The organism is Lichenibacterium dinghuense (assembly GCF_021730615.1).
GTDB lineage: Bacteria > Pseudomonadota > Alphaproteobacteria > Rhizobiales > Beijerinckiaceae > Lichenihabitans > Lichenihabitans dinghuensis.
The window spans coordinates 5,418,540-5,433,524 of the sequence record NZ_JAJLMN010000001.1 but is presented as its reverse complement, the minus strand read 5'-3'; the positions used below and the strand labels follow the sequence as shown (position 1 = coordinate 5,433,524).

Genomic DNA, 14,985 nt, shown 5'->3' with positions numbered 1-14,985 from the left:
GCGGCGTCCGAACCGTACCCTCGGGCAGACATCGCCGTCATGGCGGGACGCCTCGACACGATATCGGCGCCGGGTCGCAATGGGTCCACCCTTTTCGCCCCAAAGGAGGCCTTGATCTTGGTCGCGGAGGGACCGGGGGAGTTCGAGATCCGTGTCTCCAGCGTGGACGGTGGCGGCACAGACGCCAAGTTTCTGATCGACCTCCTTGACGCCGGCACAGCGGCGAGCGCGACGCCCGCGGTCGACGGTGTTTCTCATCCGCCTCGTGAAGGCCGACCGGGCGCGATGCCAACTCCGCCCAGCGCCGACAGCCTGTGTGTCCTCGCCCACGTGTCGCGGCGCGGCGATGTATCCGTCGGCGCGGACGCTTGGGTAGCGGGGCCGGACGAGGTGTTGCCAATCGAGGGGCTCGCCATCGCGACGGGACGCGACGACCTGGGCGTCCGCATTCGCATTCGAACGGTGCAGGGTGGGCCAGATTGGTTCCGCTGGCACGATCCAGGAGAGTTCGCCGGCAGCCGTCAACGTGCCGACGCGTTGACAAGCTTGGGCCTGGAGTTGACGGGAGGTGCAGCCGACCAGTTCGAGATCAGGGCCGAGGTGATGACGCTCGGGTCGCCGCCGGTGATCAGGACGGGTCGGACCGTCGAATTTTCCGGAGTCGACCCTATCGTGGGCTTCCGCTTCGGGTTGAATGCAGCTAGGGTTAGCGAAAGCTTGACGACGCAACGTCAAGCACCGCCGGTGCGCGTGTTTCGCGCGAAGAGGTAGTCTCCGCAGGCTGAGGCGCATCCCATGCAGTTCCAGTACCCCAACAGCAGTGCTGCTGACGTGCGGGCCCTCCTGCAGAAGGTGCCGGTTGCGACGAAGAACAAGATCATCCAGGCGCTGGAAGCGAACGGTCTTCTGACCAAGACGTCCCACATCGGCGTCGTCGTGAATACTGATCCGGCTCCTTACACCTTCGTGAACGCCAACGAAGACCAGCTCGCGATACTGAGCCCGAACGTTAACACGCAGATCAATTCGAACGGCCCCGTCGCCGTCGCCCTCGGCGGTGGAACGAACTATCTCAACATCAATCATCACAACACGGCGAAGGATCGGGCCGACACGGTCGTCGGCGGCTCGGGCCGCGACACGATTGTCGGCAACACGGCCGCCGCTGATCTCGTCGCCGGATCCGGCAAAGAATACATCGCGTCCGGCGGCGGCCGAGACACGATCCGCGGCGGCTCGGGCCCGAACACGCTGACGGGCGGCGGCCAGAGCCTCATCGTTGCGGGCTCCGGCCGGACGACGATCGTCGCCGGCCAGTCGATCCTCGGCGGCACGCCTCAGGACACGGTACAGGCGGGGTCTGGCAAGGACAGCATCACGCTCGTATCTGGGAACAACATGGTCTACGCGCCGACCGGCGGTGGATCGGCGACCATCAACGCGGGCTCGGGGAGCGACACCGTCAACGGCCCGACGGCGTTCCAAGGCGCGGAGACGGTCAACAGCGGCGGTCATACGACACTCCAACTCGGCTCCGGCGCCGTGGCATACAACCTCACCGCCAAGAGCGTCGATACCGTGTTCGGCGGGCAGAGCGCCGCCTTCCTCAATCTCAACAAGGCCATGACTGACATCACCGGCGCCGCGTTGGCCAGCGTCGGCGGTCAGTCGGGGATCGTCTACACTTTCGCAGGCGGTGGCTCGATCACCGTGGTCGGCAACGTCAACCTTACCTTCACGAACACGCGCCACACGAGTTGATCGTGGGAGGAACACCCGGGCACGTCGGCTGCCCGGGGCTGCTGCACGCACCGGCTCGGGCCGGCAGCCTCGAAGAGGCCGTTCTCATCGCTTCACCTGCGGCCCGCGAGACCTTCGAACGCATCGATGCCGCCTGTCGTGGCTCGTCCTTCCCGACTGCTCAACAGCTCTCTCTCCGCGCCCTGAGCCTACTGGCGATAGGAGACGCGGCGGGATGCCGCTCGGATCTTCGGCGCGCCTTCGAGGCCGATCCGGCAGATCCTGAGATCCTGAGGGCCTGCCTCGACGTCGCTCCCGATCACGATGTCTCGCGCGCGGCCGCCGCGCTGCCCAGCACGGACGACGACCTCCTGCGCCGCGCCGCCGTCCACCTCCTTGAGGTGGAGCCCCTTATTTCCAGGACCGAGCGGACTGTGTCCGGCCTCTCTGCGACCGTGGTGTGTCGGGCGGGGGCGAGCCCGACCGCCGCGGTCGACGGCGCGCCCGCGGCCTTCGACGCCGTCGACCGGACCGGGACCATGGGCGTCGATGTCTTCCGCATCCGGCGCGACCTGCCGCCCACGTCTTCGGCGCGGATCACGGTGACCTTGGGGTCGCACACGACCTCGGCCTCGGTTCCGCCCCATAGATCGAGCGGCACCCGCGCAACGACGCGGCACGGCTCGGTCAGCGTGGTCGTGCCCGTACATGGCGGTCGGGAGGCGACGCGGGCCTGCCTCGCCAGTCTGGCTCGGCAGACCTGCGCCCGCGCGCTCGACGTCGTCGTCATCGACGACGCCTGCCCGGACCCCGCGATGGCCGACGAGGTCGCGTCGACGGTCGCAACCCGGGGGTGGCGCTACCTGCGCAACGACGACGCCCTCGGCTTCGCCGCAGCGGTGAACCGGGCGGCCTCGGTCGCGGTCGGAGGCGACATTCTCCTGCTCAACGCCGACGCGATGCTGCCGCCGGACGGAGTCGACCGCCTGCTCGCCGCGACCGCAACGCCGGGCGTCGGCACGGTCGTGCCCTTCTCGAACGACGGCGGGTTCGCGAGCTTCCCCGGAATGCGCGGCCGCAACCGCGTGCCGGATGCGGAAGAGGCCGACCGCATCGACGCCGCCGCGCGCCGCGCCGCGCCGCCGTCCGTGGTCGACATTCCCGCCGGCACGGCCTTCTGCATGTTGGTCACGGGGCCTTGCTGGGATGCCCTCGACGGCCTCGACCTCGGCTACGGCCGGGGCTACTTCGAAGACGTCGACCTCTGCCTCAGGGCGAAGCGCCTCGGCTTCCGGAACGTGGTCGCGCCCAGCCTCTACGTCCGCCACCTCGGGGGCCAGAGCTTCGGATCCGCCAGGCGAACCCTGGCCGCCGACAACGCGCGCCTCTTGACCGAGCGATTCCCAGGCTATGCAGCGGAGTGGATGGCCTTCGTCGAGGCCGATCCGCTCGCGGCTCTCCGGAGCGGCATCGAGCGGCATCTGCCGCCGTCCGCCCCGGTCCGACTTGTGGCGGGGAGGGCCGCGGCAGCGGTCGCCGCGATGTCGACCGACCACGAGGCAGCTCTCACATTGACCTTGTCGGAGGACCGGGACGGGGCGAGGCTTCTGCAGACAAGCGGCGACGGCTTCCCCCGCCAACTCCGCTTCGGACGCGACGAGCGCGAGGGTCTGGCGGCCTACCTGGACGCGCTCGACATCGCCGCCGTGGTCCTTGCTTCACCGACGAACGCGCTCATGCGCGACCTCGAACCGATCCTCTCCGACGCCGTCCCCGTGTCGGTCGCGCTCACCGGCCCCCGTGCCCTGTGCCAGTTGCGGTCGGGCAGAGGCCCGGTCGGCCGGGCGGCGGCTCTGCCCCTCGACGACATGGGGCGTGCCGCGCTCGGCCAGGATGTCCCGCCCCTCGCCGCGCCGCGAGCGACGCGGTGCTCCGTGCCGCGCGTGGCCGCGCTGCTCTCCCGAGCGACGGTGGACGCGGGTCGGCTCGTCACGGCGCTCGACCGCCGCCTGCAGGCCCGCGGCGGCGATCTTTTGGTGTTCGGACCGGCCCCGAGCGGCCGCTCGCGCCCGAGGGCGACAGGGATCATGGCGCGTTCGGACTACGCCGCCGCGCTCGACCGCCACAGCATTACGCACCTGCTGCTGCCGGACGCGGAGACGCCCTTCCGCCTCGTCCAGGACCTTCGCCGGGTCAGCCCGTCGCCGGCCGCCTACGTTGATTGGTCGTCGGGCCGGCATCCGGCGGCAGCGGGCGACCTCGCCATCGACCCGGCGTGGTGCGAGGACCGGTGCGTGTCGGCGCTCATCGCCTGGTGCCTCTCAGCCCCTCCAGCGCCGGGGGCGGCCAGTTGACGTCCCAGAACGCCATCGTCGGCGCGTTTCAATTGGATGGGTCGGAGCTGCACGGCCATGCCTACGACGCCGGCGACCTCGCGCGGCGCCTCGTGGTCGAGGTGCTGGTCGATGGTTGGCCAGTCGATCTCGCCCGAGCCGACGCCTTCTCGTCGGAGGCGGCCACGGTCGGGGACGGCTGCTACGGCTTCGGTTTCGAACTGCCTGACGGCATTCTGGATCAGGGCGGCGAGGTCGAGGTCCGGGTCGCAAACACGGGCGAGCCCATCGGTGGGGTGTCAAGCCTCCCCGATCGCGGGTTTGCGGGCGCCCGTGCGTCGGGCCAGGTCACGTGGGCCGGCGGGCTGCGCCTGACCGGCTGGGTCGCGGCCGCCGCGGCCAACGACCTCGCGGACGTGACCTTCATGATCGACCGCCGGCGCGTGGCCGAGACCCGGGCGCAGGGATTCGTGCTGGTTGGGAAGGAGATGGTCCGCAGGCCGAAGGCCCGCTTCGACCTGCGCCTTCCGCAGGTCTATGCGGACGGCGTGGTCCACCTCGTCACCGTCGCCGACGCGTCCGGCCGGGAGCTCGCCGGCAGTCCCTGCGCCGTGCTGGCCTTCGCCGACGGCCTGCGCGAAGCCCTCGCCGGCAGCCGCGACCCCGCCTCTGAAGATCCGCGCGTGGAACTGGTCGAGCGCATCCTGCCGCGCTCCGTCCCGTTCGGCGACGTCGAAGCTTGGTGCGCCCGCCATCCAGCGCCTGCCGTGTCGCGGGGGCGCGAAGCGCTGGTCGCGGTGCTCCTGCTCGGCGACGAGGTCGAGGCCTCCCTCGCGAGCCTCGACCGGCAGGATCACACGTCCTGGCTGGCTGCCGCGGTGCCCGAGGCCGACGGGCCCGCGACGTTCGACCCCACGGTCATCGCCCGCGTCCTCGCAGCGGAGCGGGACCTTGAGGTGGTCGTGGTCGCCCCTGCCGGGACGGTCTTCCGCCCGCAGGCGCTCGCGCGCCTGTGCGGGCCGGCCATGCGCGAAGCGGCGCCGGCCTACCCCGATGCCCTGCTGACGACGCCCTCGGGCGCCGTGCCGCTCCTCTGGCCTGCCTTCGATCCCGAACGCCAGTTGGAGCAGGGCTATGCGGCGCTGGCCTTCGCGGCTCCCGCCGCGCCCGTGTCGGCCGCGCTCGCGCACGGCGCCGCGTCCGCCTTCGTGCTCTTCGCCGCGCTCGCGGCGGCGACTCAGCCCCTCCACCTGCCGGAGGTGCTGGTCGAACTGCCCCCTCCCGACCGTCGGCTCGGCGACGTCCTCGCGGCGGCGAGCCGTGCGGGGCTGCTGAGCGCTGCCGCGGCGGAGCCCGACCACGAGACCGGCCTCCCCGTCGTACATGTCCGGCGCTCAAGGTCGCGGAGCGGCATCGCGGTCGCGGTGATCCAACCCGAGCCCTCGTGCCCCGACCTCGCGCAGGTCGCCGCCGCGCTCCCGGCCGGGGCGGAGCGCCTCCTCGTCAGCCACCGGCCGCTGGCTCCGCCGGCCGGATGGCGCAACCTCGTCGTCGCGGGCGGCCGCAATCCGTCTCGGCTGCGCGACGCAGCGCTCAGGGCCGTCGACTCGCCCCATCTCCTCCTACTCGATGCGGTCGTCGGGCCCGACGGCGCCGAGGCGCTGGACGAACTGGCTGACCGCCTCACGGGCGGCGCGGCCGCGGCCGGCGGGCTCGTGCTCGACGAGGACGGCTTGGTGGTCTCGGCAGGATTGGTCCTCGGGCCGCACTTCGCCTCCGCGTCGGCATTCGTGGGCCTCGCTCCCGAGTGCGGTGGCTACGCGGGCGCGTTGCGGGTGGCACGGAGCGTGGGCGCGCTCGACGCGGCGGCGCTGCTGCTGGACCGGGCCGCGGCCGTGGCGGTGGGCGGGTTCGACGCCGTTCTCTTCCCCGAGCGCTGCGGCGCCGTCGACCTCTGCCTCCGGCTGCGGGCCGCGGCCCGGCACCTCGTCGTGACGCCGCGCGCGCGCTTCATCCGACGCGGCACTCAGCCGGTGCGGGAGCGCGGTCCGAGCGTCGAGGCCGAACTCGCAGTTCTGCGGAGGCGCTGGGGGGCGGACCTCGCGGACGACCCGTTCTATCATCCGGGCCTGAACTTCGATGACGAGCCCTTCACAGGGCTGGCCTGGCCGCCGCGCGCCTTGGTGCCGCGCCGTCCGGGGATGGTGCGGTCGCCGACGCGCTCCACCTCGACCGCCCCGGTCGATTCGCCCCGGAGGCGCCGCGTGCTCAACGTCGGAAGCGGTCCCCGCGACGGACGTCCTCTCCCCCCGCCCTTCACGCCCGAGGCATGGGACGAGGTGCGGGTCGACATCGACCCAGGCGCCGAGCCCGACCACGTTGCCTCCCTCACCGACATGGGAACGACGCTGGACGATGGCTCCTTCGACGCCGTTTGGTCGTCGCACAGCCTCGAGCACATCCACGGCTTCGACGTCGTGAATGCTCTACGCGAGTTCAGGCGAGTGCTCGGGCCGGATGGCTTCGCCCTCGTGACCTGCCCGGACGTCGAAGCGGTGGCGGCCGCAGTGGTAGAGCACGGCCTCGATCACGTGGCCTATGTCTCTCCGGCAGGACCCATCACGCTGCACGACATCCTGTACGGCCATTCATCATCGATCCAGGACGGCGCGGCCGCGATGGCGCACAGGACGGGGCTGACCGCGCGGCGCCTCGGCGACCTCGCCATTGAGGCTGGGTTCGACGGAGCCGCCGTCGGCCGCGGCGACGGCTACGACCTCTGGGCCGTGCTCACCCTGGCCGGCACCGACGGGGCAGCCCTGAGGCGCGATCTCGCGCATTCACCCGCGGCCTTCGTGCTCGCGTCGGCCGTGGCATGAACGTCCTCTTCGTCCACCAGAACTTTCCCGCGCAGTTCCGGCATCTCGCCGGGGCGCTGTCGCTGGACCCGCGCCACCGCGTCGCGGCCATCGGCGACTGGCACTCGGGCTGGATCGAGGGCGTCGAGGTGGAGCGCTATGCGCTGGGCCAGCCGGATCTCTCGCACACCCACGCCTTCGCGCGACGCTTCGACCTCGAGTGCCGACGCGCCGAGCAGGTCATCTACGCGGCAACCGCGCTGCGGTCGCGCGGCTTCGAGCCCGATGCCGTCCTGGTCCATCCTGGCTGGGGGGAGGCTCTACCGCTCCGCGCGCTCTATCCCGGCGCCCGCCTGATCGCCTATTGCGAATATTACTACCGAGCGCGCGGGGGCGACGTCGGCTTCGACCCGGATGCGCCGCACCTGTCGGCGGACGCGGAATCCGCGCTCCGCGCCCGCAACGCCGCCACCCTGCTTGCCCTCGCCGAGTGCGACGCCGCCGTGTCGGCGACCGAATGGCAGCGCTCGACCTTTCCGGCCGAATTTCGCGCGAAGATCTCCGTCGTCCACGACGGGATCGACCTCGCAGAGGCCCGTCCGGATCCTCGATCGAGCTTTTCACCCCGCACCGGCCTCGTGCTGCACGCGGGCGACGAAGTGGTCACATACGTGTCGCGGGACCTCGAGCCCCTGCGCGGCTACCTGACCTTCATGCGCAGCCTGCCCCGCCTGCTGCGTGCGCGCCCGCAGGCACAGGTCGTCATCGTCGGTGCCGACGGCACGTCCTACGGCGCCGCGCCGCCCGAAGGCTCTACCTGGAAGGCGGTCGGCCTGCGGGCGGTCGAGCGCGACATCGACCCGTCGCGCGTGCATTTCGTGGGTCGTCTCGACCGCGCCGATTACCTCCGCGTGCTCCAGGTGTCGGCCTGCCACGTCTATCTGACCATGCCCTTCGTCCTGTCCTGGTCGATGCTGGAGGCCATGGCGGCGGGATGCGCGCTGGTGGCGTCCGACACGCCGCCCTGCCGCGACGTGGTCGAGGACGGCGTCAACGGACTCCTCGTGCCCTTCTTCTCACCCGACGCGCTCGCCGAGAGTGTCGGTACCATCCTCGCGGACCGGCGGCGGGCCGCTGGCCTCGCCGGGGAGGCGCGACGGACGATCGCGGGGCGGTTCGGGATGGAAGACGCCGTCGCGGCCGGGAAGCGGCTCCTCGGCGCGGCGGCGTGAGTACCCGGCCGGGTCGTCACGCGGTGTCCCGATCGAGCTGCGTGATCTGCTCGACGAGCTCCGAGGCTCCGAGGTGGCCCGCCGCGGCCGCGGCCTCGGCCCAGCGGCGGGCGAGGACGAGGTCCCGCTCGATCTGGAGCCCGCCCGCCAGCAGCTCAGCGAGGGCGATCTGGGCCTGTCCCATCCCGCTCGCCGCCGCCCTCTCGAACCAGCTCAGCGCTTCGCTGACGTCCGCCGGCGTGCCCTGCCCATCCATCGTCATCACGGCCAGATTGTATTGCGCAATCACCACGTCTCCTTCCGCGGCGACGCGATACAGCTCGACGGCCCGGCCGAGGTCTCGACGCACCCCCTGTCCCTGGCAGTGCAGAACGGCGAGGTGGAAGTGAGCTTCGGCGTGGCCCGCCTCGGCCGCCCGCTCGAACCAGCCCGCCGCGGAGTTCGCGCCCTGTTCGCCGCCCCCGAGGTCGACGAGAATGCGGCCCAGGTCGAACATCGCCTCGACGTCTCCGGCCTCTGCGGCGGCTCTCAGCCAGTCGAGTGCGATCGGAAGGTGCTCCTCCAACGGGTGAAGGCCGAGGTGAACATGTCCGAGGCGCTTCTGGGCCGGCACGTGTCCGTCCGCGGCTGCCTCCTCGAGGAGGGCGCGCCCGCGCGCTCCGTCGGCGTCCGGCGCCCGCCCTTCGATGTGCATCAGGGCCAGGGCCACCTTGGCCTCGGGCCGGCCCCGGCGCGCTGCAGCCTCGAACCAGCGCACCGCGGCGTGCGGGTCGGCTTCGGTGCCGCGCCCCATCAGGTGCATGTCCCCGATCTGCGCCAGCGCAAGGTCGAGACCATCGGCCGCGGCGCGGCCGAACCAGGCGAGGGCCTCCTCGTCGTCCGCGGGCACGCCGACGCCGTCCCGCAAGAAGACCGCGAGGTTGAACGCCGCGGCGCTGTGCCCGGCTTCGGCGGCACGTCGAAACCAGCGCACGGCCTCGCGATCGATCTTAGGCGTCCCCTCGCCCCGCGCGACGAGCCCCGCATAGATGAACTGCGCGTCGGTGTCGCCGCTCTCCGCGGCGCGGCGGTACCAGCGGGCCGCCTCGTCGAGGTTCGGCGCCACGCCCTGGCCGCGGCTGTTGTGCTCCGCCAGGGCCACCATGGCGGGGACGGAACCCGCCTTGGCGGCCGTGCGGAGCAGGTTCTCGGCTTCGATGCGCCCGTCGGGCGTGCCCGACGCGAGGCGGATCTGCGCGAGCCGGTGCTGCGCGGCGGGCAGGCCCGCCGCGGCGGCGGCGCGCAGGTGCCCGATCGCCGCCATCCCGTCGCTGCTCCCGTCATCGAGCATCAGCGTGGCCAGGAGATAGGCCGCGGTGGGCTCGCCCTGCAGCGCGGCGCGGTTCAGCAAGGGCCGGGCGGCCTCGGGATCGGCCTCGCAGCCGAGGCCGTGCAGCAGGAGGGCGCCGAGGCCGAGTTCCGCCGCCGCCACACCTTCGGCGGCCGCCCTCTCGTACCAGCGCCGGGCCTCCCCGTAGGACCGCTCGCACCCGATCCCCTGCGCCCAAAGGCGCCCGTACTGCGCCTGAGCCGCGATGTGGCCGGCCGCCGCGGCCATGCCGATCCAACGGTGTGCCGCGGCGATGTCCGCCGGGAGAGCGATACCGTCCGGGTAGAGGAGGTCGCGGTTGCGCCGCGCGGATGCGGCGTCGGCCCGTGAAGCCGCGTCAAACCATCGGCCGGCGACCTCGGCCTGCCCGGCATCGCCCTGCAGGAGCAGCCCGCCGAGCTGATACGCCGCCTCGCTGTCTCCTGCCTCCGCCGCGGCTGTGAGCCACCGGGCGGCGGTGGCCGGGTTGGAAAGCACGCCGTCGCCTCTCACGTAGATCACCCCCAACCGCCGGCATGCGTCGCTGTCACCGCGCTCGGCTTGGCGGATCAGGCGGCGCACGGCGCGGTGGGCGCGGCTCGCTGCGGTAGACGCGACGCGGCCGAGAAGGCGCGTCAGCACCGGGCGTGGGCTCGGCGCGTCAGACCGCGGCGGGCGGCGACGTGCGGCGGCCTGTCCAGGACAGCGGATCGGCTCCCGCACCACTCCTGCCCGGCGGTCAGCCCGGTCGGGCGGGTGCGACGACGTCCTTCCCCCATGTCCGCCTCCGTCCGATCAGGGTTCGCGCATCGCTTCGCCCGTGCCTTGAACGAAGCCACCGAGGATATAGCGGAAGAGGGAGCGCTTCCCGACGGAGATGTCGGCGCGGAGCGTCATGCCGGGGATCAATCGCTGGGTTTTCGGCACGTCGTGGAAGCCGAGCTTCGCGATGCCCACCCGGGCCTTGTAGTAGGGTTCCACCGGCTTGCTGCCCTCATCCGTCGAGAAGGAGCCTTCGCTGATCCAGATCAGCCGGCCCTCAGCCGACCCGTGCTCGTAATAGTTGAAGGCATCGACCTTGAGCGAGACAGGATCGCCCGTCCGCACGAAGCCGATGTCCCGCGATGCTATGTGGACCTCCGCTTCCAGAGGGCTGGAGAGCGGCACCAGCGACATCAAGGAGTCTCCCTCCTTCAGCACCGAGCCGACGGACAGCTTGGACAAGGTCAGCACGACGGAGGGCTCGGGCGCGACGAGGCGGACGAGGTCTTGATGCCTGCTTGCCTTGAGCAGGGAGGCGGTCGCCGCCTCGCGGTCGTCGCGCACCTTGACGAGGTCCTGGCTCACATCGCCGAGCCACTTCTGGACGTAGGCGTCGCGATCGGCCTGCGCGGCGGCGAGCTGGTGCTGCGCCTCGATCACGCCGTTGCGATCGCTTTCCATCGTCCGCTGCATCTCGAGCCGCGCGTCGTTGGCCTCGAGCAGGCTGAGCCGGCTCGAAGCGCCGCTCTTGTACAGCGTATCGCGCATACCCTCGATCGCCTGGGATATGTCGGCGCGAGCGGCGTAGCGGGCGACATCGTTCTGCAGTTTGGCGATCGTCGCCTGGCTGGTCCTGATCTTCTCGTCGAAGGACCGCATCTGCGCGGCGTATTCGGACGACCTTTGGGCGAAGAGGGCGGCCTGCAGGGCCTCGAACGGCGCCTCTTCGGGGTTCACAGGCTGCGCGAAGGTCAGGGGCTTGTGGTCCTTCTCCGCGACGAGCCGCGCGATCTGCGCATCGAGGCTGGCCACCTGCTGGCGCTGCTGGCCGACGTCGGCCTTGGCAAAGGTGGGGTCCAGCGTCGCGAGCAACTGGCCCGCGGCGACGCTCTCCCCTTCGCGCACGTCGACCGACTTGATGATGGACGGATCGAGCGTCTGGAAGGTCAGCGCGGACCGCACGGACACGATCTGGCCCGAACTGCTCGACACGACGCGGTCGATCTCGACGAAGGGCGTGATCCCGACAGCGACGACCAGCATGAGCGCGAGGAGCCACACGGCGGAGCGCGCCGCGCCGGGCGGCGGCGCCTCGGCGATGGCGTCGACCTCCGACTGCCACTGACGGACGACCTGCAGCGAGCGCGCCGCGCTGTGCTCCGCGGGCAGCATCGGGCCTCTCATTGGGGGCCTCTGAAGGCCAGCCTCGGCTGCGTGCGACGCCCCGGGCCCGACGCCGGATCGGCGGTCTGCGGGTGCTGCGTGTACCAGAGGTGCGCGTAGATGTCGTTGCGCGCCAGCAACTCGTCGTGGCGCCCTATGTCGTCGATCCCGCCCTCGTCCAGCACCATGATGGCGTCGCATTTCACGAGGGCGGCAAGGCGGTGGGAGATGGTGATCACGGTGCGGCCCTGGGCGATGCGACCGATGTTGGCGTTGACGATGGCCTCGCTCTCGGCATCGAGGGCGCTCGTCGCCTCGTCGAGGATGAGGATCTTGGGATCCGTGATCAGCGCGCGGGCGATGGCGAGCCGCTGGCGTTGACCGCCCGAAAGGTTCGGCGAGCCCTCGTAGATGTAAGTCTCGTAGCCGCCCGGCAGCTTGTCGATGAACTCCTCGGCCCCTGCCATCCGAGCCGCGATCACGACGTCGTCGTAGGATGCATCCGGCTTGGCGACGGCGATGTTCTCGCGAATGGTGCCGGAGAAGAGGAAGTTTTCCTGAAGGACGACGCCGAGCGATGCCCGGATGAAGTCCACATCGTACTGCCGCACGTCGATTCCGTCGATCTTGATGAGGCCCGAGTAGTCGGCATGGAGGCGCTGGAGCAGGCGCGTGACCGTCGTCTTGCCCGAACCCGACCGGCCCATGATCCCGAGCGAAGAGCCGCGCGGCACCTCGAAGCTCAGGTTGCGGAGAGCGGGCCGGAGCGCGCCCTTGTAGGAGAAGAGCACGTTCTGAAACTCGACGTGGCCAAGGACCGGCCTGCAGACGCCGCGACCGTCGCGCCCCTGCTCCGGCACTTGGTTGACGAGGGCCGCCACCGACGCGGTGGCAATGCGCGCCTCGTCGAATTGCTGCAGCAGTTGGGAGATCTGGATGAGCGGCGCCGCGATGCGCTGACTCAGCATGAGGAAGGCGAAGAGGCTGCCGACCGCCACGGGATCGTCGCTCTGCATAGCCATGTAGACGCCGACGGCGAGGCTGCCGCTGACCACGCAACGTTCGATCGGCATCACGGCCGACTGCACCCAGTTGCTGAGGTAGCCCTCGGCCATGCGCGCCCTGGCGACGCGGGCTGTCAGCACGTCCCATTCGTGGCGCTGCCGGCGGTCGAGGGCGAGGGATTTGACGGTGCGTATGCCCTGGATCGTCTGTGACAGCATGGCGCCGCGGGCCGCTTCGGCAGATTCCACGGCAGACCCGCGCCGCCGCAACGCGGGCAGTGCCGTTACGATGATGGCCATCATCACGGCGCAGAGTCCGATGACGATACCGGTCAAGATCGGGTTGAACAGGGCCATCACGGGCACGAAGATGATCAAGATGCCGGCGTCGAGCACGGTCCCGAAGAGCTGCCCGAGCAGGAAGCTCCGTATGCGCCCGATCTGATTCATGTGGTGCAGCGTATGGCCTGCCGGCGTCCTCTCGAAATACTCGATCGGCAAGCCGAGCACGCGCTCAAACATATAGGTGGAAAGCTTGATGTCGACGCGCGTGGTCAGACCGACGAGAAGATAGCGCCTCAGAGCTGAGAAACTGACCTCGAACAGAATTAGACAGACCAAGGTCAGGCACAGGACCCAGAATGTGCTCCACGCGTGGTATTGCAGCACGCGGTCCGTCATCAATCGCCAGAACAGGATCGGAACGAGGGCCAGCAAAGCCAGCATCACCGCCGCGACCGCGACATCGGCGACGACACGTCGCTCTCGGAAGATGAAGGATGCGACAAGCCCCAAACCGAAGGGCTGCTGCACATCGGCCAAATCGTAGTTTCGCTTGACGAGGACGACGACTCCGGTCGAGACGCGCTCCAGGTCGATGCGGTCGAGTGAGAGTAGCGCTTCTCCTTGAGCGTTCGGATCTTGCAGCACGGCGAGTTGCCTATCGGCATCGACGCGTCGCAAGATCATGTACGAACCGCTGCGCAGTTGTAGCACCGCAGGAAGTGCTTCGCCAAGCTGCCTGAGGCCGTCCCAAGTCAACGTGACTTCATGCGCCCTCAGACCGATGCTGGAAGCACAGCGCACGAATTGAGCGATCGAAATCTCAGATTGCGATAGCTGATTGTCATGTGCGACCTGCTCATGGGTGGCGTTGATGCCAAAGGAGCGAGCCATCGTGACCAAAGCGAGCAGACCGGTTGGTGCTGTTGAAGGCGCCGGATCCTCCATGGTGCTCTCGTCCCCTCGAAGCTAGCAGGGCCACTCACACACATCATACTGCGTCGGCGACCAACCCGCTATGCGCGATGGAAGGAGTCGAAGGAGGGTGCACGGCCTGCGCAACGGCTCGGGCAAGCTATCTCACGTGCTTCGAAGGGGAGGTATGGATCACGTCCGTCAAGGTGGTGGAATTTGGTTGGGTGTGCCGCCGTGCCCGGCCGGGCTCAGGCTGCCTTGAGAAGAGCGGTCGTTGGCTCGTCGCCGCGGCCCGCCATGGTTTCCAGGGTCATATAACGGTGCTGGAGCTGCCTCCGGGTGTACCGCGCGGGCGAGGTCGTGTGGTGGCGGGGACGGCCGTGGGAGAGCCTGCACGACGGCAACGGGGCCCGCCCCGAGGTCGTGGTCGAGGGGCACCTCTACGTGTCCGGGAGCTGGGCCCCGGTCTGGGACGAGGCCCGCCCGCACGAAACCTAACCTCCCCCTCCGTTAGCTTTCCTAGCAGCGTCCTCCGCCTCCAGCGCCGCCAGGATCCGGACCTCCTCGACCAGGGCCTCGGCCGCGATCGGCGCCATGGACCGCATGTCTACGCCGACGTCCGCGCGGCATGGGTCCGCGTGCGGCAGGCGGGAGTCGCGCGGCGTCCCGTGGACGTGGCCGTGGCACATGATGCTCGCCACGTGGCCGTCGCGGTTGTGCGAGCTCCCCTGCCACGACAGCATCGGGTAGTGGCTGAGCACGAGCCGGACGCCGTCGACGCGCTGCGAGGCGAGGTCCTGGACGGACTCCCAGGCGCAGGACCGCGCATCGTCGCCGTCGTGGTTGCCCCTGACGAGGTGCTTGCGGCCGTTCAGGCGGGCGAAGTAGCGGGCCGCAGTGCCCGGTCCCCCCGAACAGAAGTCGCCCAGGTGCCACACCACGTCGCGCGGCCGCACGACCGCGTTCCAGGCCTGCACGAGGGCGTGGTCCATCTCCTCGACGGACGCAAACGGGCGCTGCACCCACTGGATGATGCCCGCATGGCCGAAGTGCGTGTCGGACGTGAGCCAGATCGTCATGCCGTCCTCCTGTCATCCCGTGTCCGGCCGCCGGAGCACGATGCCCCGG

The 14,985-nt window shown here is 70.3% G+C and carries 10 protein-coding genes; 6 read left to right on the top strand and 4 right to left on the bottom strand.

Annotated elements, in window-relative coordinates:
* Nucleotides 1-111: 111 nt before the first annotated feature.
* From L7N97_RS26130 to L7N97_RS26110, 5 genes are all read left to right on the top strand, one after another.
* Nucleotides 112-771, top strand: a complete 660-nt coding sequence (locus tag L7N97_RS26130; protein WP_237481362.1) for a hypothetical protein — start codon at nucleotides 112-114, stop codon at nucleotides 769-771.
* Between the two features lie 24 nt (nucleotides 772-795).
* Nucleotides 796-1,761 carry a calcium-binding protein gene (locus tag L7N97_RS26125; RefSeq protein WP_237481360.1) on the top strand — a complete coding sequence of 322 codons (966 nt, stop codon included), beginning with the start codon at nucleotides 796-798 and terminating at the stop codon, nucleotides 1,759-1,761.
* A gap of 413 nt (nucleotides 1,762-2,174) precedes the next feature.
* Entirely contained in the window at nucleotides 2,175-4,094 is a 1,920-nt protein-coding gene (locus L7N97_RS26120) for a glycosyltransferase family 2 protein (RefSeq protein ID WP_237481359.1), read from the top strand.
* Nucleotides 4,091-6,952: a methyltransferase domain-containing protein gene (locus tag L7N97_RS26115; RefSeq protein ID WP_237481357.1), complete on the top strand. Its 2,862-nt coding sequence runs from the start codon at nucleotides 4,091-4,093 to the stop codon at nucleotides 6,950-6,952. Before L7N97_RS26120 ends, L7N97_RS26115 begins: the two co-directional genes overlap by 4 nt.
* A complete protein-coding gene (locus tag L7N97_RS26110; protein ID WP_237481356.1) occupies nucleotides 6,949-8,163 on the top strand; it encodes a glycosyltransferase in 1,215 nt (404 codons plus the stop codon). Before L7N97_RS26115 ends, L7N97_RS26110 begins: the two co-directional genes overlap by 4 nt.
* A gap of 16 nt (nucleotides 8,164-8,179) precedes the next feature.
* Here the strand turns inward: L7N97_RS26110 and L7N97_RS26105 are convergent, their stop codons facing one another.
* The 3 genes from L7N97_RS26105 to L7N97_RS26095 all read right to left on the bottom strand — a co-directional run bounded on the left by L7N97_RS26105 (nucleotide 8,180) and on the right by L7N97_RS26095 (nucleotide 13,890).
* On the bottom strand, nucleotides 8,180-10,153 hold the full coding sequence (locus L7N97_RS26105; protein WP_237481355.1) for a tetratricopeptide repeat protein: 1,974 nt from the start codon (nucleotides 10,151-10,153) through the stop codon (nucleotides 8,180-8,182).
* A 153-nt stretch (nucleotides 10,154-10,306) separates the two neighbouring features.
* Complete coding sequence (locus L7N97_RS26100) at nucleotides 10,307-11,554, bottom strand: HlyD family type I secretion periplasmic adaptor subunit (protein ID WP_237481352.1); 1,248 nt, start codon at nucleotides 11,552-11,554, stop codon at nucleotides 10,307-10,309.
* Between the two features lie 119 nt (nucleotides 11,555-11,673).
* On the bottom strand, nucleotides 11,674-13,890 hold the full coding sequence (locus L7N97_RS26095) for a peptidase domain-containing ABC transporter (protein WP_237481350.1): 2,217 nt from the start codon (nucleotides 13,888-13,890) through the stop codon (nucleotides 11,674-11,676).
* 306 nt (nucleotides 13,891-14,196) lie between these two features.
* Here L7N97_RS26095 and L7N97_RS26090 point away from each other — a divergent pair, with 306 nt between their 5' ends.
* On the top strand, nucleotides 14,197-14,355 hold the full coding sequence (locus tag L7N97_RS26090) for a hypothetical protein (protein ID WP_237481348.1): 159 nt from the start codon (nucleotides 14,197-14,199) through the stop codon (nucleotides 14,353-14,355).
* Here the strand turns inward: L7N97_RS26090 and L7N97_RS26085 are convergent.
* On the bottom strand, nucleotides 14,352-14,936 hold the full coding sequence (locus L7N97_RS26085) for a metallophosphoesterase (RefSeq protein ID WP_237481344.1): 585 nt from the start codon (nucleotides 14,934-14,936) through the stop codon (nucleotides 14,352-14,354). The genes L7N97_RS26090 and L7N97_RS26085 overlap by 4 nt on opposite strands.
* Between the last annotated feature and the right edge of the window lie 49 nt (nucleotides 14,937-14,985).